An 18,108-nucleotide genomic window follows, 5' to 3' on the forward strand; every position below is an offset into this window, starting at 1 on the left:
AAAATTGAAGACGCAAAATGGCGCATACCTATTAATTATATCAAGCAATAAAAATAAGCTGGAAGGCAGGCCGGTTCTAAAATTTGTTGTGAAATGCCCGATTTTGTGTGTTATATCGATATTTTAAGACTTTTGATCCCGAAAAAGGTCTAATTGCACCGAAATCTGAAGTGGAGAAATTAGCTGGGTTAGCCTTAGGATTTTATTTTAAAATATCAATTGTTTTATTTTGATGCAATAGGCAAAAAAAATTACCTTTGCCACCGCTTAGTTACGGTGGTTGTAGCTCAGTTGGTTAGAGCGCTGGATTGTGGTTCCAGAGGTCGCCGGTTCGAGCCCGGTCTTCCACCCAAAAGCAAAAGAGTCCTGCTGTTAAAGGCAGGACTTTTTTATTTGTGATCAGAAACAGTAGACTGGCTTTAGTCTATAATGATTTTCTTATTTGGACATTTTGTCAACCGCAACCCTTTCATTTCTGTTCGCAACGGCCCAGGCAGTGTGGAAGACTAACCTAGTACGGTTGGTGAGTAGATCATAATTGATCTTATCGGGCGTGTCTCCCGGGCGATGGTAGTCCGCATGCGTTCCGTTGAAATAGAAAATTATCGGAATGTTGTTTTTGGCAAAATTATAATGGTCACTTCTGTAATAAAAGCGGTTGGGGTCATTCTCATCATTGTAGGTATAATCCAGGGCGATGTTTGTATATTTTTCATTGATCGCTTCTGAGAGCTGATGCAGGTCTGAACTGAGTTTGTCGGACCCGATGAGATAAACATAATTGCGATCTCCCTCTCTATTGGGATCTATTCGCCCAATCATATCAATATTGAGGTTGGCAACCGTTTGCTCTAACGGAAAAACCGGGTCGTAATCGGTATAATATCTGGAACCAAGCAGTCCTTTTTCTTCCCCGGTTACATGGAGGAAAACAACGGATCGCTTAGGACGCTGTCCGGCCTCAACGGCCGTCTGAAAGGCTTCTGCAATTTCTAGCAGGGCTACAGAACCCGATCCATCATCATCTGCACCATTGTTGATGCTTCCGTCTTTCGAAACCCCGATATGATCCAGATGAGAGGAAATAACAAGATACTCGTCAGGCTTTTCAGAACCTTTTATATAGGCCACCACGTTCTCTGTAGAGATGGGTTCATTGCTGCTTTCAAGAGCAGCAACCAAATCTGTTTCCTGTACAAAGGTCCCTTTGAGGTCTTTTAACTTTGGAAAAATTGCTGTAGCTATTCCATCATTGACAAGTATTAAGGCCGGATTATCTGCGTCGGTTTTAAAGCCTAACCTGCCTCTGTCATTGCTTTTCATACGCTTGTAGTATCGCTCATATCGTTGAAAGTTATCAGAATCCACATACAATATCGCTTTAACACCCCTGGCTTTAGCTGCTTTCAGTCTTTTGTCAGGACCTTCAGACATATTACCCCAGGAGGATTTTTTATCAGACCCCGTAAGGACGTAGGTCCCATCTTCGTTTACAGGTTCCCCTGCTTTTAGTAATACTACTTTTCCCCGAACATCCAAACCAGTATAATCTGAATATTCTGGCTCATCAATCCCGAAGCCTGCGTAAACAACTTCCTTAAATTCACCTTCCAGGGGGGTGAAGGTGATAAAATCCTCTCCAAGGGAATATTCCTTTCCATTGATCGACATGGAGCCATCCGGTAATTTTGCCATTTCCAGGGGTACGATTTGGAAATAGTCCCCGTCTGCCTTTGCCGCCGGGATATCGAGGTCCATATAGTGCTGTCTGAGGTAATTCACCGCTTTTTTCTGTCCGGGAGTACCAGTTTCCCTTCCTTCGAATTCATCTGAGGCATAGGTATACAAATGCTCCTTGAGTTCACTTTCGGTGATGGTGGCAGCATATACCACAGGATCAGAGGAGGTTGTTGTTGAATCCTTAGAAGTTGTTGTTTTACTTGTGGAATTACATCCGGCCATCAGAAAGAGGCCGGCAAGAGAAAGATATTTTATCATGATGATTTTTTGAAAGTCGCCCAAAAATAAGTAAAACATTCTTAAATCAGAGATAAATGAATCATAAAACTATTCATGGAATCATGGATGTTAGTTGCTGATTTTCAATCGGTTTTATTCGACTTTTAAAAGTAATTTATCTCCCATCAGGGGTTTGTGTTTACAAAGAAAGAAATGTACTTTGCAAGTCTTAATTTTTATCATATGAAAGTTCAATGGGAAGGGGTAATGCCCGCCGTTACTACTAAGTTTTCCGAGCAAGACACTTTAGATCTGGATATGTTCCTGAAGAATATTAAAGCCCAGATTAGTGCCGGAGTAAGTGGTATTATCCTCGGGGGAACTCTTGGGGAGGCAAGTACCCTGGAGGAAGACGAAAAAGAAGTCCTGGTTAAGGCAACAGTTGAAGAGGTTTCGGGAAGAATCCCAGTTATTATGAATATCGCTGAACAGTCGACCCGCGGAGCCCTAAAGGCAGTCAGAAATGCAGAAAAGTACGGGGCTAACGGACTTATGGTGTTGCCTCCTATGCGTTACAAGGCCAATGCAACGGAAACAGTAACCTATTTCTCCGAGATTGCAAAGAGTACATCCCTGCCGATCATGATCTACAATAATCCGGTGGATTATGGAATAGAAGTAAGCATTCCCATGTTTGAAGAATTAATTAGCTTTTCCAATATTCAGGCCGTAAAAGAATCTACCCGGGATATCACTAATGTAACCCGACTCAGGAATAGGTTTGGCGATCGACTAAGTATCCTTTGCGGGGTAGATACCCTGGCTTTGGAAAGCCTTTTAGCCGGCGCAGACGGATGGGTGGCCGGACTTGTTTGCGCCTTCCCCAGGGAAACTGTTTCCATTTACAAATGGGCTAAAGAAGGGAAACTCAAAGAAGCACTTGACCTCTATCGATGGTTTATGCCATTGTTAGAATTGGATATCAATCCTCAATTAGTGCAGAACATCAAAATGGCTGAGGTAGCTACAGGCCTGGGAACCGAATATGTAAGAGCTCCCCGACTTCCGTTGGAGGGAGAAGAAAGGAAACGGGTTCAGGGGATCATTGACGCTGCTATGGCAAGCAGACCTGCCCTTTAAAATAAATTTCATTGTAATTCAACGCTATATGCAAGACGGAAAGAACATCATAGGATACGACCGAACCCGACGAGGTTCTGTCACTTTCAGGACTATAAACCCCATTCTCAACACCGAGAATGACACCATTTTCTATGAAGCCACCCCGGAGGAAGTAGAACAGGCTGTTACCCTTGCACATCAAGCGACCCACTTTTTTGGAGAAACGACCCATAAGGAAAGGGCAGAATTTCTCAGGGCAATTGCCGATGAGATCATGGCCCTGGGCGATGAGCTTATCACTGTGTATTGTTCGGAAACAGGATTGCCTGAAGGAAGGGCAAAAGGGGAACGGGGCCGAACCGTTAATCAATTAAAACTCTATGCCGGACTTCTCGATGATGGATCGTACGTAGAAGCAAGTATTGATACGGCCAAGCCCGACAGAAAACCAATACCGAAAGAAGATCTTCGCAAAATGATGTTCCCTTTGGGTCCTGTTGCTGTGTTTGGCGCCAGCAATTTTCCTCTGGCCTATTCCTCCGCAGGGGGTGACACAGCCAGTGCACTAGCCGCAGGCTGCCCGGTGATCGTTAAAGGTCACCCCATGCACGCCGGAACAGGGAATATGGTATCCTCTGCCATTGTTTCCGCTGCTAGGAAAAGTGCCATGCCCGAGGGGGTGTTTTCACATCTTAACAGTAAGGGACATGCCGTTGGAGAGTCCCTGGTAAAACATCCACTGATAAAAGCTGTGGGATTTACCGGGAGTCATGGAGGAGGACGCGCTCTGTTTAATATGGCTGCTGAACGAAAAGAACCTATCCCTGTGTTTGCCGAAATGGGCAGTGTAAATCCCGTAGTACTGCTTCCTGAAATCCTGAAAGAGGAAAAGGAAAAATGGGCAAAAACACTTGCAGGCTCAGTGACACTTGGGAGCGGGCAATTCTGCACCAACCCGGGGATCATGATGGGGATTAAAGGATCTGAGCTGGATCAGTTTTCAGAAATACTGGCAAATGAAATCATGGAAATTACTCCAACAAGTATGCTTCACCCTGATATAGCTGAAAAGTATGACGAAGGAAAGAAGATGATGAGGGCGCAGGATGGAACCGAAGTTGTAGCCGAGTGGGGAGAGCAAACCCAATCGAATACAGGAAGACAGACCATTTTAAAAGTAAAGGCTTCACAATTCAGGGAAAACCCCAAACTCCACCAGGAAGTGTTCGGGCCCTTTTCACTCCTGGTGGAATGTGTAAACATTGAAGATTTGGAGCGTTCCGTAGCCCTGATTGAAGGACAGCTTACCGCATCCATAATCGGCACAGCTGATGAACTCAAAGGATATGATTTTCTGATAGGTCAGTTACGAGACCGGGTAGGCCGACTCATCTTTAACGGGGTTCCAACGGGCGTTGAAGTTTGTGCTTCCATGCAACACGGAGGCCCCTATCCGTCAACAACTGACAGTCGGTTTACAGCGGTGGGCGAAGATGCTATTAAGCGCTGGTTACGACCCGTATGCTTTCAAAACTGTCCTGACGCATTGCTACCGGTGGCCTTGCAAAACGCTAATCCGCTCAACCTTCTCAGAAGGGTAGATGGATCCCTTACCCATGCTAAAATTTAAAAGCTCTTGGCACGCAGCACTTTTTACTGTTTAGACGGACATACCTGCGGAAATCCTGTGCGGTTGGTCGTAAAAGGTGGGCCTGCCCTCCAAGGGAAGTCTATGAGCGAAAAGCGGCAGCATTTCCTAAGGGAATTCGACCGGATTAGGAAAGGCCTGATGTTCGAACCCAGAGGTCACGACATGATGAGCGGCAGTATACTCTATCCCCCGGCAGATCCTGAGAACGATTTTGGGGTGTTGTTTATTGAAACTAGTGGATGCCTGCCCATGTGCGGGCACGGGGCCATCGGCACCATTACCATGGCCATAGAGGAGAAAGTGATCCTGCCTAAAAATCCGGGAATAGTCCGGATGGAGACACCGGCCGGCCTTGTACAGGCAACATATTCCATGGAAGGGGGGAAGGTGAGCTGGGTGAAACTAAAAAATGTGCCTTCTTATCTCGCAGCTGAAAATTTGGAAATTGAATGTTCTGTCCTGGGCAGGCTGAAATTTGATGTAGCCTACGGAGGTAACTTTTACGCCATCATCGATCCGCAGAAAAACTTTTCTGGCCTTGAGCATTTCACTGCCTCTCAGCTGGTGCAGTTAAGTCCGGAAATCCGGGCCAGGATCAACAAAAAATATCCCGATCAATTCATCCATCCAGAGGATTCCACTATAAGGGATGTAAGTCACCTGATGTGGACAGGTGTACCATTGTCCTCAGAATCAAGCGGTAGGAATGCTGTTTTTTATGGTGATAAGGCTATAGACCGATCACCCTGTGGCACCGGAACTTCAGCGAGGCTGGCGCAATGGGATGCCCAGGGAAGGATAAAAGAAGGTCAGGATTTTATCCATGAGAGTATTATTGGTTCTGCCTTTACGGCCACTATTGAAGGAACAGGCCGGGTAGGGGAGTATCCGGCTATTATTCCGGGAATAAAAGGATGGGCCAGATTAACCGGATATAACAGGATCACCCTCGATGAGGATGATCCGTTTGTTTGTGGTTTTCAGGTAATCTGATTAATCAATATCAGCCCAGTACTCTCCGTTCCATTCCCATAAACGGCTGATCATAGTGTCGAACCCCCGTAGCTTTGTACATGGCATTGGCCAGTGCACCTATTGCCGGAGGCAGTCCGGGTTCACCGAGTCCTGTGGGAGCGATTTCGTTTTCCACAAAGAAGACCTCGATTTCCCTTGGTGCCTGTGAGTGTCGGATAAGTTTATAGGTGTCGAAATTCATTTCCTTAGGAGCTCCGTTTTCGAAGGTAAGCTGACTGTACATGGCATGTCCGACGCCATCAACCACCCCACCCTGAATCATATTCACAGCCCCATCTTTGTTGACTACAATTCCGCAGTCTACGGCGCACCATACTTTCTGGACCACGGGATTACCGTTTTCCATGATCATATCGAATACTTCGGCTACATAGGTTGAATGACAATAATAGGCGGCTACTCCACGGTGTACGCCTGGCATTGGCGTTCCCCAATCTGACTTTTCTTTTACCAGTTTGAGAACACCTGCATAGCGTTCTGCTTCGTAATCGTGTTCTGCACCAACCGGATCATTGATGGCACGATCAAAAAGTTCGAGTCTGAAATCGATAGGATCCTTTCCGGCCAATTCAGCCACTTCATCGAGGAAGGACTGTTCGGCTCCTGCCGTAAAATTAGACCTTGGTGCACGCCATGCCCCGGTAGTCACATTGGTGGGTGCAGCTATTTTTTCAGCAGAATAGTTTTCTACAGTACCAGCCGGGAACCGATTTGGGAATACGGGCCCATCAGGTAAACCTGCCCCTTTCACAGCGAAAGCGATCAGCTTATTGTTTTCGTCCAGTCCGGCCTTGTAAACCGATTTATAGGTAGGTCGGTAGGTCCCCTGGGTCATATCATCCTCACGGGAATAGACCAGTTGAACCGGACCTCCAATTTTTTTAGAAATGGCAGCAGCTTCCAGGCCGAAGTGAACATAAAGGCGTCTTCCAAATCCTCCTCCGATTCGCGTCATGTTCACGGTGATATTTTCGATCGGCATATTAAGTAATTTGGCGACTGAACCTTCAAGGGCTTCCGGGGTTTGTGTGGGGCCGATTAGTTCAGCGGCATCTGCCGTGACATTGGCAAAGAAATTCATCGGCTCAAGAGTATTATGAGCGATAAATGGCGCAGTATAGGTTCGTTCTATCACCTTTGCTGCCCGCCTGAAAGCGGCTTCGGGATTTCCATCCCTGCGTTTTTCCTGTACCTCACCAGAAGCCAGGGCTTTATCGAGGCGTTCCCTGTGTTTGGCTGAACTTTCCAATTCTCCTGTGGTCTCCCAATTTACTCTCAGGGCTTTTTTAGCCTCCATCAGAGGCCAGGTTTTATCACCCACAATGGCGATCAGCTGATGAAAGCCTTTTTCGTCGAACATTCCGGGTTCGTCAACAGAAATATCTATCACAAAGGCGTCATCAACTCCGTTCATACCTTTGATCTCGTCTTTATTGAAATCACCTACTTTCATTCCGAAGGCGGGCGGATGAGCGATCATGGCCAGTTTCATTCCATCTCTGTGGAAATCATAGCCAAACAGAGGTTCTCCAGTAACGATCTTTTTGCCGTCCACGTTTTTCTGGCTGGTACCTATAAGTTTAAAGTCTTTTATCTCCTTGAGTTCTACTTCTTCTGGTATTTCAATGCCTACAGCTTTGGAGGCAATATTTCCGTAGGATACGGAGCGCTCACCTTCTTTTTCTTTGATCATCCCTTCACTTGCGGTAAGGTCCGCTACTTCAACACCCCATTCTTTAGCAGCTGCCTCCAGGAGCATACGTCTTCCGGTAGCACCGGCCATTCTGAGAGCATTCCAGCTCAGTCGGATGGAAAGGCTTCCTCCTGCAAACTGGTTCTGATAGAAACCGGTATTGAGCGGAGCCTGTTCCACGACGACGTGTTCCCAGGGCACATCGAGTTCTTCTGCTACAATCATAGGCATGGAGGTACGGACATTCTGCCCGATCTCAGGATTGGGGGAGTAGATGGTTACCAGTCCGGTATCCCCGATTTTTATATACCCATTGATCTCATACCATTCTTCAGGGATGGGCAGGCCTTGTGCCAGTTCGGGGGAATTCGGTTTGCAGGCATTGAGCCAGCTAAAGCCGATCAGCATTCCACCTCCCGCGGCGGCAGATACTTTTATAAATGAACGTCTGTTGTATTGTGTTTTTATCTTGGACATGACTTTTTGTATTTAGGATCAGGCAGTTTCTGAATTTGCAGCGGTTTTAATCGCCTGTTTAATTCGCACATAGGTGCCGCAGCGGCAGATATTCCCATCCATGGCAGCATCAATATCCTGATCGCTGGGATTGGGATTGTTTTTTAGCAGGGCGGCAGCAGACATGATCTGTCCGGCCTGGCAGTACCCGCATTGGGGCACATCGTGTTCAAGCCATGCTTGTTGTACGGGATGGTCTGCATTTTCAGACAAACCTTCGATGGTAGTAATGGATTGATTTCCAACCACGGCCACCGGCAGCTGGCATGAGCGCACGGCAGCATCACCCAGATGGATGGTACAGGAACCGCACTGAGCAATTCCACAGCCGTATTTAGTTCCGACCAGCTTGAGATGGTCTCTTAGTACCCAGAGTATAGGGGTTTTTGGATCCACGTCGACTTCTACCTGTTCTCCGTTGATCTTTAAGGAATAATTAGCCATAATAGTATTGTAAGGAGTTGATCTGTTGAAGTTACGGAATTATTCGATTTTTTCCATTTTTTTATGAGGCCAAAACTTCTGGAGTTATTAACAGGATTGGGATGAAAAGCAAAAGATGAATCCATCTATATAAACCAAGAGCAAAATTTACAGATATAGGGGGATTCAAAACATGAAAAATTTCTTCTGATAACAAAAAAAGCTTCCTATATTTGCAGCCGCTAAGGAGGAATGGCAGAGTGGTCGAATGCGGCAGTCTTGAAAACTGTTGAGGGTCACACCTCCGGGGGTTCGAATCCCTCTTCCTCCGCAAAAGAAAACCCGCAACAGATGTTGCGGGTTTTTTATTTCCTGAAGGCTCTGAAGCTTGCTTCAGCAAGGCGAAAGGGAATAAAAAAGCAACCAAGCGCAGCTTGGTCAGGGTTTTTATGCTTGCCCCGGATTTCCTTTATAGGGATCAACGCAGTTAATCCCAGAAGCTTGCTTCAGCAAGGTGAAAGGAAATAAAAAAGCAACCAAGCGCAGCTTGGTCAGGGTTTTTATGCTTGCCCCGAATTTCTTTATAGGGATCAACGCAATTAATCTCCCAAACCACTTTTTATAGCATTCCTACTTCTTGAGATTTTTCTTGAAAGTGCTGTACAATCGGAGTCGACATCTGTAATCAATCAACAGCTTGTCGAAAAAGAAATTTCACGATTTGATAGTCAGATATTTTGAAAACGATTTTCTATTTACAATCTATATTGAAATCCTGATTGTATTGTGCACTAGGCTGGATTAATTTATGATTGGGGTGGGGTTTGGACCCCCCGGTTATTCCAATGCCACAAATTACCTGTGCTTAGCGGTTTAATTCCCTACAGTTGAAAACTATTGGGAGCCATGGGCTGTAAAATTGAAGTGGATATCTTTAATCAATAAACTGTTAGCCAAAACAAAAATTCATGATTATATAATATGATATTTAAAAAACGATTTTCTTAATACCATCTACTTTCTAATCCTGATTGTAATGTGCACTACGCAAGTTTAATTTATGATTGGGGTGGGGTTAGGAACCCCAAAAATTCAGGATTCATGAATTGGATGTCAGTTGGCAGTAAGTGGCCTCTTGTGACGAACAATTCCAACTATCGAGAATGCACAGCGGACAATTATTAATTGGATGAATACGATTGAAAGCTTACCTCTCAAAGGTCAGTAAAATGAATCCTTAATTAGGATCACAATTCGTAAAGTTAGGTTTTGGAAGCGTCCATTGTGGAGTGTTTATTCTAAACTCACTACAGTCTACTACATTATTTACATTCCAGCTACTCAGATCTTGGTTAAATTGTGTTTCATAAAACATGCGGGCCATATCCACAACATTGCTTACGTCCCATGAACTGATATCCTGATTGAACTGACTCAAGTAGAACATATCGGCCATGCCGGCAACGCCACTGACATTCCAGGAACCGATATCCTGATTAAAGGGTGTTTTATAGAACATACCATACATTCTAGAAACACTACTTACATCCCAATTCCCTATAGGTTGGTTAAATGATGATTCGTAGAACATTGCATACATATTTGCAACGTTACCTACATTCCACCTACTGATGTCATGGTTGAAAGGTGAGGAAGAAAACATCCCTTCCATACTAGTTACGTTACTAACGTCCCAATTCCCTATAGGACGGTTGAATTGTGATCGTAAAAACACCCAATTCATAGAAGTAACTCCACTCACATTCCAGGAACTAATATCCTGGTCAAAAGGCGAATCAGTAAACATAAAACTAATAGAAGTGACATTACTAACATCCCAGGAACTAATATCTTGATTAAAAGGTGTATTAATAAACATGTCGCTCATATCCGTCACATTGCTTACATCCCAGGAACCAATATCTTGATTGAAAGGTGTGCCAATAAACATTCCCTTCGTATTTGTGACATTACTCACATCCCAGGAGCTAATGTCCTGATTAAATGGGGTTATATAGAACATATAGGACATATCTAAAACATGGCTAACATCCCACGAACCAATGTCTTGATTGAATGTAGTTTCATAAAACATTGATTGCATGTCTGTGACATTGCTTACATCCCAATTCCCTAAAGGTTGATTGAAGGCGGATCCTCTAAACAACCCTTGCATATTAATAACGCTACTTACATCCCATGAGTTGATATTCTGATTGAATGGTGATTTCTGCCCAAATCGTGAATCATGGAACATATAAGACATGTCTGTTACATTACTAACATCCCATGAGCCGATGTTCTGATTGAATGGTTTATTAAGGAAGAGCAAGCTCATATCGGTAACTTTGCTCGTACAAACCCGGGTTACATCTTCCCCATCCTCTACCATCCTTCGTAACATGACTTCGTCTACAATAGTATATGTAGTACCATTGATCTTAAAGGTATCCCCTACCTTTCCCGAAGGATCGCATTTTATGGTTACACCATTCGGGTCTAGGTAGATGGGATTTACTTCGTCATCCCTGGAACAGCTTAGGATCAGAGACATGGTCAGCAAGAAGGGAAGTATTTTGAGAAATAGCTTCATTGGCATTAATTAGGATCACAATTCGTAAAGTTAGGTTTAGGAAGCGTCCAATTTGGTGTGTTATCGCTAAAAAGTTCACATTGGGTTACATTATTTACATTCCAGGAACTTATATCTTGATTAAATTGGGAATTCCTGAACATTTCATCCATATTATATACATTGCCAGTATCCCAGTCACTGATATCCTGGTTAAATTTTGAACTGGAAAACATTCCATACATATCTCTGACGCCTCTTACATTCCAGTCTTCAATGTTTTGATCGAATGTAGAAAACCAAAACATCCCAAACATATTGGTCACATTGCTCACATCCCAGGAGCTGATGTCCTGGTTGAATTGAGTGAAACTAAACATCTGATTCATATCCTCAACATTACGAACATCCCAGGCACTGATATCCTGGTTGAAAGGTGAAGCGGTGAACATACTACCCATATTGGTTACATTGGTTACATCCCAGGGGCTGATATCTTGATCGAAGAGAGAAGCCAAGAATAAAGTCTCCATATTAGTAACATTACTCACATCCCAGGAGCTAATGTCCTGGTTGAATTCGGTGTTGAAAAACAAATCACTCATATTGGTCACCTTGCTGGTGCAAACGGTAGTAACATCAGCACCCTGTGCTACCATTTCGCGTAATATGTCCTCATCCACAATGGTGTAAGTTACCCCATTAACTTCATAAGTGTCGCCCACATTTGCCGATGAATCACATTTAATTGTGATGCCATTAGTATCAAGGTAGATAAGGGCTACTTCGTTATCCCTTGTACAGCCCAATAACAGTAAGACAAATCCTATTATGTATATTTTTTGAAGTCTCATAGCAATTTTTGATCTAGTTAAGGATCAACTAATAAAGTTATTTCACACCTCAGTTCTAATCAATGATTTTTGTCATGATGGCGAGCTTTTTTTCGACATGATCTCAAGAAAATTATCGACAAAAGACACGATTTGAAGGATGAATTACAGGGTCGTAAACAACCGGTTCACCATATCGTTTCCAAAGCTATTCCCAGGTCGAAAATTTGATTCAACTCATCGAAACTGTGAAAAATTGTTAGGGCGACTTTACATTTTGAACCACTCATCGATATTTTGAAAAAAAAACCTGTGAAAAATTCATAATACATTCACAGTGACTCTTGCGAAATTTATCCTGATGAACCCCAATATCTTACCTTATGAAGAATTCTACTCTCAGTTTAAAATTAGTAGCGGCAGGTTTAATACTCCTGTTTTGTAATGCCACAACAGCACAGCAAAACAAGTTTATTTCCAAAGACCTGGCCCGAAAAATTGAAGCCGACAAGCGTATCGATGACTACCTCGAACTCTCAAGACTCGGTTATTCCGAAAAGGAGATTTTCCAGGATCTGGGAAATGCGAACCTCCTGGCCGGGAACTATGCCACAGCAGCCTTTTGGTATCAGAAACTGATCGACCTTAGTGGTAGTGAGAACATCTCGCCCAATTACCTCAAGCGGTATAAAGTAGCTATGCATAAGGCCGGAATTGCCGATTATGGCGATGAAGTGGCCCAGGCCGACTGGTATTCTGAGATTGAGGATGAGTACCGTGGAAATAAAAGTAAGAGCAATAATAGTTATGCTTCTACTTCTGTTAAAAGAGAAAGTAAGCCCACTTTTAAACCATTAAACCGTGCTGCTTCCTTGGAGGCACTTCACGAAATGGCCGGACTGCGGGAACAAATGTCAGACCAGCTGAAGGCCAATTCCCGGATACCCGGGAAGGGATTTACCCCGCCCATTACTGTATCTTCAGACGGGAGGACTGCCTTTTTCAGTAAGCCTATCTATATAAAGCCAGAGTATGGCCTGTTTTCTAAAAAGGAAGCAGTACATAAGATCTACAAGGCGGAAAACATCAACGGGCAATGGAGTAATGTACAGGAGATCAGTGTTACTCCCAAATACGCCTCAGCTATGCATCCAGCCATATCCCCTGATGGAAAACGTTTGTTCTTTGCCTCAGACATGCCAGGTACTTTTGGTAAATACGACATCTATGTTGCCGATATCCATAAGGACGGCAGCGTGGGAATTGCCAAAAATCTGGGAGAGAAGGTCAATACCCGTAAAAATGAAATGTACCCTAATCTTGTAGGAGGAAACCTATTGTTCTTTGCTTCCAACGGAAGAGAAGGCTTAGGCGGAATGGACCTCTTTGCGGTACAGGTAGGTACACGAAAAGTAGGGATGGCTGTCAACATTGGTGCTCCTTTTAACAGTAAGAGTGATGATTACGCCCTCAATGTAAATGCCGAAACGGGAATGGCCATTGTAATGTCTAACCGTGGAGGTCTTTCGGATGAAACCAGACAATTGGTGTTCTCTGTATCTGATGATCAAAAAGACTCGTCGACCCAAAAAAGGAAATATAACTTCCTTGAAGTACTGCCCAAAGATCCCAATAGTGTATACACTAATATCTATTACCAGGACTAAAACGCAATTTCCATATGTGCTTTGTTGAGAGTAATTCAAAGAAATATTAATCGGTCGGATATCATGGGGGGTTCATCTGCTTATTGCCGAATGTTTTCTATCCCCGAAAACAGCAAGCGTTTAAATGCTGTGTAACCCATAGGTTGAAAGCCAAGTTTGGATGCCAGGCAATGGTATAGCCCTGAGAACAGGTTGTACTGTGCATATCTGACCGATTTTCTTTGAATTCCAGCTTATAAAATTGTGAAAAACCAGTGTATTTTAGCCCCGATTCAGGGGCTAAAATTTTACTTATTTACTGCTGTTTTCACAAACCGCTTAGTCGGTTTTTTGGCATAATTCCGATGAAATACAGCATTTTCTTACATTTTATCGAAAAAATGTGCATTTCCTAGGACAAAAAGGGGGCAATCTGTAAATTTTCAATTCGAATACAATAGTACAACCCCAAATCTCAGTCCTATGGAAATGAACTCTACCTACAGAATTTCCGGAAGTAATCTTCCGATGATTCATTCACAATTCCGCCAGGGAAGACGAAATTTTTCCCGCTGTTTATCAGTAGCAGAATCAACACTTTTTATCGCTTGTTAAAGGGCCACTGAACTCACCATCATTCTATTACCTCTGACCTGATTACCAGTGTGATCTTTTAAGGGATGAGTATGACTTAGAATGAAGTGGAAAGGACCTGCCATAGCCGGTAGGGTCTTCAGCATTGATTTTACGCAAGGATTCAAACTTTAATCGTCTAAAAATTGTGATTATGAATACAACTATACTCAAAGTTATTGTGATCGACAGCGATCCTAGATTTCACGAGAGCTACAGTTATTTCTTCAGTACATACAGGGATTACCAGCTGGCCGGGATCTACCGATCAGTGGAGGATGCCCTTGAAAACTACGATGAGGTATGCCCTGATATTATCCTTTCAGAGGTTAACTTTTCAGGTCTTTCGGGTATCGAAGGTCTGGTTGAGTTTCAAAAAACGGATAACTCGGCTTTGGTTATTATGGTAAGCTACGATGCCAATTATAAGCGTATCATGGATGCTTTCAGATATGGTGCAGAAGGATATCTTACCAAGCCTATCGGCAAGAAAAGATTGCGGAATGCACTTAATGCCGTAAAGGATGACGGAGCTGCCCTGAGTCATGATGTGGCCAAGAAGATCATTTCGATGTACCGCAGGAAGACCTACCAGTTTTTCTCACAGCGCGAAAACCAGATCATTGAACTGCTGAGCAGGGGAGCCACCTACAAGGAGATCGCAGACAAGCTGTATGTAACGCCCAGTACGGTTAATTTCCATATCCAGAATATCTATCTCAAATTGGATGTAAACTCGAAGTCGCAGGCCCTGGAAAAGATCCGGAAGATGGATGCGGCTTAGGGGAAACTATCCGATCTGCTTCAGCCATTAACACTACCCGGAGGCATATATTTATCACGCAAATTTTATTCAGTTTAAACATGTAGTTTGGACGTTTTTCACTATTGCATGATTTAAAAATGCAAATAAAAAAGCTTACAAAACTGTATAGTATATGGCATATAAATCATAGTCTGAAGGGCTAAAGATTAATGGCTGAAGTAGAATTGTTAAATGTTTCCTTAACAGGAAACATTTAAGTATATTTGTAAACTAAATTAATGAAGGCAAAGTTCGAAGTACTCTTCTTAGAACAAGCTATTGATTTTTTGGATGGCCTGCATGAAAAAGATAGAAGGAAAGTCTTATTTAATATCGATAAATCGAGGTTTGTCAATGATCCCAAGCTTCTTAAAAAATTAACTGAAGAAATTTGGGAGTTTAGAACAAGATTTGGAGGCAATCAGTACAGGTTATTAGCCTTTTGGGATAAGACAAAGAAAAAAGAAACTTTGGTAGTAGCTACTCACGGGATAATAAAAAAAGTAGATAAAATACCTAGAAAAGAAATTTCCAAGGCGAATAAAATCAGAATAGAATACTTTAAATAAGTACAATTAATCATGGCAACTCGAGCTGGAAAATCAAAAATGATGACCCTTGATCAAATCAAGGACAAACATCTGGGTAAAGCTGGCACCCCAGATCGTGACCGCTATGAATTTGATCTTAAAATAGAAATCTTGGGTGAAATGATTAAGGCGGTAAGAAAAGAAAGAAACCTTACTCAAGAAGAATTAGGCAAATTAATTGGCGTTCAAAAAGCTCAGATTTCCAAATTGGAGAGAAACACTAAGAACGTGACTCTAGATACCATTCTTAAAGTTTTTGAAGCACTTCAGGCAAAGATCAAATTTAGTGTTCAGATAAATGACGCTAACTATAAAGTGGCTTAATCTGCTTCAACCATTAACACCACCCGGAGGCATATATTTATCACGCAAATTTTATTCAGTTTAAACATGTAGTTTGGACGTTCTTCACTATTGCATAATTTAAATTGCAAATAAAAAAACTTAAATAACTATATAGAACATGGCATTTAATTCATAGTCAGAAGGGTTGGAGATTCATATACAGGGCCGTTAGGCGGTATTATTCTAAAATCCAAATAGTTGTAATAAAGTAAATAATTATTTACCTTTGAAATGTTCTGAAGCTTTACGGATCTTAAAAAAGAATGGATGGTATCCAACAAGTCAGAAAGGATCACATGTTAAATTAAAACATAACAGTAAAAAAGGAACCTTGATTTTTCCAAACCATGGCAGTCAGGAATTGGGAAAAGGTCTTCAAAAAAAGTTTTTTAAACAGGCCGGCATTAAATAAGGCATTATGAAAAAGCTAAAAAAGAAAATTGACATTACAGTTGAGAAAACCAAATCTGGCTATTCCGCATATGCCGATGACTTAAATGTTTATACCACTGCCAAAAACATTCCATCACTTTATAAAAATTTAGTAGAGGCGCTAAATCTATTTTATGAAGATCGTGGTTATGAAGTTACCACTGACAATCTAAAACTTACTCTGGATTTGAAACAATTTTTTCAATATTACAGAGTGCTCAATGCTACTTTTCTCGCAGAAAGAATTGGTATGAATCCAACATTATTATCACAGTATGTCCGAGGAAACAAAACTCCTTCTTCAAAGCAAACCAATAAGATAATTCATGGAATACAGACCATTGGTAAAGAATTATCAGACATTAACCTGGTTTAAATAAACTAATTGCAATTAACGGCTGGTATAGAAATTCACCGGCGCTGTCCGTAAGACTCCTTATTTATACCAGTTTAAGCGCTAAACAAGAACACCCCTTCTATCTCATTCATAGTAATAGGTTTTCTGCAACTGCCTTACAGGAGGTGGCACTATATTAGGCACAACTTTTAGGTGCCATGATCAGAGTTGTGCTCTCTTTTTTTGTACACCGGGGAAAGCGACAGATAAAGCTTGAATTTCCTCCAGGTGCTGCCGTGCGCAATTATATTTGCCAGTTTCCGGACTTGCGTTTCAGTCAGACGCATGCTTGTTATTACCTCCCATATTCCAAGGCCATTTTTAATGAATTATATGCCTATTTGCGGAAGCGGCGTTATTATGTGGATTACCAGCAGATCAAGGATGTTAGTCCTATTCCCTTATTCAGAAAGGTGAGTAAACGGCAGGCCAAAATGTTACAGTTGGAGGGGCGAATGGCCCTTATGTTTGGGGATTACCAGGCCTATTTAAATGGGCTGCGGCTGAGCAAAAACACAGTGGAGGTCTATTCTAATTTTATAGTGGATTTTCTGATTTTTCTGGGCGACAAATCTTTGGATCGAATCAACAATGATGTGGTACAGCGTTTTGTGGAACGCCTGGTCTCTAACAAGGATTACAGTATTAGTACCCACCGGCAACTGATCAGTGCCATAAAGCATTTTGCAGAGCGATTTACCTTGAGTGAGATTGAGGTAACGACCTTAAAGCGGCCTAGTCAGCAAAAACGATTGCCAGTGGTCTTGAGTCAGGTTGAAGTTATAGATCTACTGAGATGTACTGCCAATTTAAAACATCGGATGGCTCTGGCCCTGTTGTATTCTGCGGGATTGCGGATCAGTGAATTGATAGGCTTAGAGGTGGCTGATGTGGATCTGGAAAGAAGGCAGATACTGATTCGGCGGGGCAAGGGACGGAAGGATCGTTATACTATCCTGGCAGAGAGTCTCGTGCCGATGTTACGAAATTATATGCTGACCTATGGCCCACGGAAGTATCTTATTGAGGGGGCCGGGGGCGGAAAATATGCTGCGGGAAGTGTTCGGGCTTTTTTAAAAAGGTCCTGTAGGCGGGCTGGAATTTTAAAGCGCGTTACCCCACACACTTTGCGGCATTCTTATGCCACGCATTTAATAGAAAGTGGGGTTGGATTACGGCATGTACAGGAATTGCTGGGTCACTCAAAGCCCGAAACTACGATGATTTATACCCATATTGCCAAGAAGGATCTATTGCAGATCAGAAGCCCTTTAGATGAGGCCGTACTTCAATTTTTGGAGCCCCAAAATAATCCATCAAACAATTCCTTATCGGAACGGTTTAACAGATAATTTTCTATTTTTAGAGACATATAACAAGTTATGGTTAATTCCTGGAACTTATAGATTCATTGATGTTTAATTACAGATCAATACTAGTATTAATCCTGATTACT

The 18,108-nt window shown here is 42.7% G+C and carries 15 protein-coding genes and 2 tRNA genes; 12 read left to right on the plus strand and 5 right to left on the minus strand.

Annotated elements, in window-relative coordinates; all coding sequences use genetic code 11:
• Positions 1-275: 275 nt before the first annotated feature.
• Positions 276-351, plus strand: a tRNA-His gene (locus tag AB8P51_RS05010).
• 87 nt (positions 352-438) lie between these two features.
• On the opposite strand, the gene AB8P51_RS05015 is transcribed toward AB8P51_RS05010, so the two are convergent.
• Positions 439-1,998, minus strand: a complete 1,560-nt coding sequence (locus AB8P51_RS05015; RefSeq protein ID WP_369747658.1) for a M28 family peptidase — start codon at positions 1,996-1,998, stop codon at positions 439-441.
• A 204-nt stretch (positions 1,999-2,202) separates the two neighbouring features.
• Here AB8P51_RS05015 and AB8P51_RS05020 point away from each other — a divergent pair, with 204 nt between their 5' ends.
• The 3 genes from AB8P51_RS05020 to AB8P51_RS05030 are packed head-to-tail and all read left to right on the plus strand — an operon-like array spanning position 2,203 to position 5,725.
• Complete coding sequence (locus AB8P51_RS05020) at positions 2,203-3,099, plus strand: dihydrodipicolinate synthase family protein (RefSeq protein ID WP_369747659.1); 897 nt, start codon at positions 2,203-2,205, stop codon at positions 3,097-3,099.
• Positions 3,100-3,127: 28 nt separating this feature from the next.
• Positions 3,128-4,711 (plus strand): aldehyde dehydrogenase (NADP(+)), encoded by a 1,584-nt coding sequence (locus AB8P51_RS05025; RefSeq protein WP_369747660.1) that lies wholly within the window; start codon positions 3,128-3,130, stop codon positions 4,709-4,711.
• A 6-nt stretch (positions 4,712-4,717) separates the two neighbouring features.
• Entirely contained in the window at positions 4,718-5,725 is a 1,008-nt protein-coding gene (locus tag AB8P51_RS05030; RefSeq protein ID WP_369747661.1) for a 4-hydroxyproline epimerase, read from the plus strand.
• Positions 5,726-5,735: 10 nt separating this feature from the next.
• Here AB8P51_RS05030 and AB8P51_RS05035 read toward each other — a convergent pair whose 3' ends face one another.
• Positions 5,736-7,937 carry a molybdopterin cofactor-binding domain-containing protein gene (locus AB8P51_RS05035; RefSeq protein ID WP_369747662.1) on the minus strand — a complete coding sequence of 734 codons (2,202 nt, stop codon included), beginning with the start codon at positions 7,935-7,937 and terminating at the stop codon, positions 5,736-5,738.
• Between the two features lie 18 nt (positions 7,938-7,955).
• Positions 7,956-8,420 carry a (2Fe-2S)-binding protein gene (locus AB8P51_RS05040; protein ID WP_369747663.1) on the minus strand — a complete coding sequence of 155 codons (465 nt, stop codon included), beginning with the start codon at positions 8,418-8,420 and terminating at the stop codon, positions 7,956-7,958.
• A gap of 225 nt (positions 8,421-8,645) precedes the next feature.
• On the opposite strand from AB8P51_RS05040, the gene AB8P51_RS05045 reads away from it, so the two are divergent.
• Positions 8,646-8,730: transfer RNA gene (locus AB8P51_RS05045), tRNA-Ser, on the plus strand.
• A 906-nt stretch (positions 8,731-9,636) separates the two neighbouring features.
• On the opposite strand, the gene AB8P51_RS05050 is transcribed toward AB8P51_RS05045, so the two are convergent.
• Together AB8P51_RS05050 and AB8P51_RS05055 are read right to left on the minus strand one after the other, a co-directional pair.
• A complete protein-coding gene (locus AB8P51_RS05050) occupies positions 9,637-10,992 on the minus strand; it encodes a BspA family leucine-rich repeat surface protein (protein ID WP_369747664.1) in 1,356 nt (451 codons plus the stop codon).
• Positions 10,993-10,997: 5 nt separating this feature from the next.
• The gene (locus tag AB8P51_RS05055) at positions 10,998-11,825 is read right to left on the minus strand and encodes a BspA family leucine-rich repeat surface protein (RefSeq protein WP_369747665.1); all 828 of its coding nucleotides are present in this window, start codon (positions 11,823-11,825) and stop codon (positions 10,998-11,000) included.
• A gap of 362 nt (positions 11,826-12,187) precedes the next feature.
• Here AB8P51_RS05055 and AB8P51_RS05060 point away from each other — a divergent pair, with 362 nt between their 5' ends.
• The 7 genes from AB8P51_RS05060 (at position 12,188) to AB8P51_RS05090 (ending at position 18,004) form a co-directional block, all read left to right on the plus strand.
• The gene (locus AB8P51_RS05060; RefSeq protein ID WP_369747666.1) at positions 12,188-13,471 is read left to right on the plus strand and encodes a cell envelope biogenesis protein OmpA; all 1,284 of its coding nucleotides are present in this window, start codon (positions 12,188-12,190) and stop codon (positions 13,469-13,471) included.
• Between the two features lie 766 nt (positions 13,472-14,237).
• On the plus strand, positions 14,238-14,867 hold the full coding sequence (locus AB8P51_RS05065; protein WP_369747667.1) for a response regulator: 630 nt from the start codon (positions 14,238-14,240) through the stop codon (positions 14,865-14,867).
• A 260-nt stretch (positions 14,868-15,127) separates the two neighbouring features.
• Positions 15,128-15,457 (plus strand): type II toxin-antitoxin system RelE/ParE family toxin, encoded by a 330-nt coding sequence (locus AB8P51_RS05070; RefSeq protein ID WP_369747668.1) that lies wholly within the window; start codon positions 15,128-15,130, stop codon positions 15,455-15,457.
• A gap of 12 nt (positions 15,458-15,469) precedes the next feature.
• A complete protein-coding gene (locus AB8P51_RS05075) occupies positions 15,470-15,802 on the plus strand; it encodes a helix-turn-helix domain-containing protein (protein ID WP_369747669.1) in 333 nt (110 codons plus the stop codon).
• 247 nt (positions 15,803-16,049) lie between these two features.
• Complete coding sequence (locus AB8P51_RS05080) at positions 16,050-16,235, plus strand: type II toxin-antitoxin system HicA family toxin (RefSeq protein ID WP_369747670.1); 186 nt, start codon at positions 16,050-16,052, stop codon at positions 16,233-16,235.
• A gap of 6 nt (positions 16,236-16,241) precedes the next feature.
• Complete coding sequence (locus tag AB8P51_RS05085; protein ID WP_369747671.1) at positions 16,242-16,631, plus strand: XRE family transcriptional regulator; 390 nt, start codon at positions 16,242-16,244, stop codon at positions 16,629-16,631.
• Positions 16,632-16,810: 179 nt separating this feature from the next.
• On the plus strand, positions 16,811-18,004 hold the full coding sequence (locus AB8P51_RS05090) for a tyrosine-type recombinase/integrase (protein WP_369747672.1): 1,194 nt from the start codon (positions 16,811-16,813) through the stop codon (positions 18,002-18,004).
• Positions 18,005-18,108 lie beyond the last annotated feature (104 nt).

Origin of the sequence: Muriicola sp. SD30 (assembly GCF_041205185.1) — a bacterium.
GTDB lineage: Bacteria > Bacteroidota > Bacteroidia > Flavobacteriales > Flavobacteriaceae > Muriicola.

What these genes read in the sequence shown, in the direction of transcription:
- AB8P51_RS05015 (WP_369747658.1), bottom strand. Translation starts at nt 1,998, where the DNA reads ATGATAAAATATCTTTCTCTTGCCGGCCTCTTTCTGATGGCCGGATGT.
- AB8P51_RS05060 (WP_369747666.1), top strand. Translation starts at nt 12,188, where the DNA reads ATGAAGAATTCTACTCTCAGTTTAAAATTAGTAGCGGCAGGTTTAATA.
- AB8P51_RS05090 (WP_369747672.1), top strand. Translation starts at nt 16,811, where the DNA reads ATGATCAGAGTTGTGCTCTCTTTTTTTGTACACCGGGGAAAGCGACAG.
- AB8P51_RS05050 (WP_369747664.1), bottom strand. Translation starts at nt 10,992, where the DNA reads ATGAAGCTATTTCTCAAAATACTTCCCTTCTTGCTGACCATGTCTCTG.
- AB8P51_RS05075 (WP_369747669.1), top strand. Translation starts at nt 15,470, where the DNA reads ATGGCAACTCGAGCTGGAAAATCAAAAATGATGACCCTTGATCAAATC.
- AB8P51_RS05040 (WP_369747663.1), bottom strand. Translation starts at nt 8,420, where the DNA reads ATGGCTAATTATTCCTTAAAGATCAACGGAGAACAGGTAGAAGTCGAC.
- AB8P51_RS05020 (WP_369747659.1), top strand. Translation starts at nt 2,203, where the DNA reads ATGAAAGTTCAATGGGAAGGGGTAATGCCCGCCGTTACTACTAAGTTT.
- AB8P51_RS05085 (WP_369747671.1), top strand. Translation starts at nt 16,242, where the DNA reads ATGAAAAAGCTAAAAAAGAAAATTGACATTACAGTTGAGAAAACCAAA.
- AB8P51_RS05065 (WP_369747667.1), top strand. Translation starts at nt 14,238, where the DNA reads ATGAATACAACTATACTCAAAGTTATTGTGATCGACAGCGATCCTAGA.
- AB8P51_RS05055 (WP_369747665.1), bottom strand. Translation starts at nt 11,825, where the DNA reads ATGAGACTTCAAAAAATATACATAATAGGATTTGTCTTACTGTTATTG.
- AB8P51_RS05025 (WP_369747660.1), top strand. Translation starts at nt 3,128, where the DNA reads ATGCAAGACGGAAAGAACATCATAGGATACGACCGAACCCGACGAGGT.
- AB8P51_RS05070 (WP_369747668.1), top strand. Translation starts at nt 15,128, where the DNA reads ATGAAGGCAAAGTTCGAAGTACTCTTCTTAGAACAAGCTATTGATTTT.
- AB8P51_RS05035 (WP_369747662.1), bottom strand. Translation starts at nt 7,937, where the DNA reads ATGTCCAAGATAAAAACACAATACAACAGACGTTCATTTATAAAAGTA.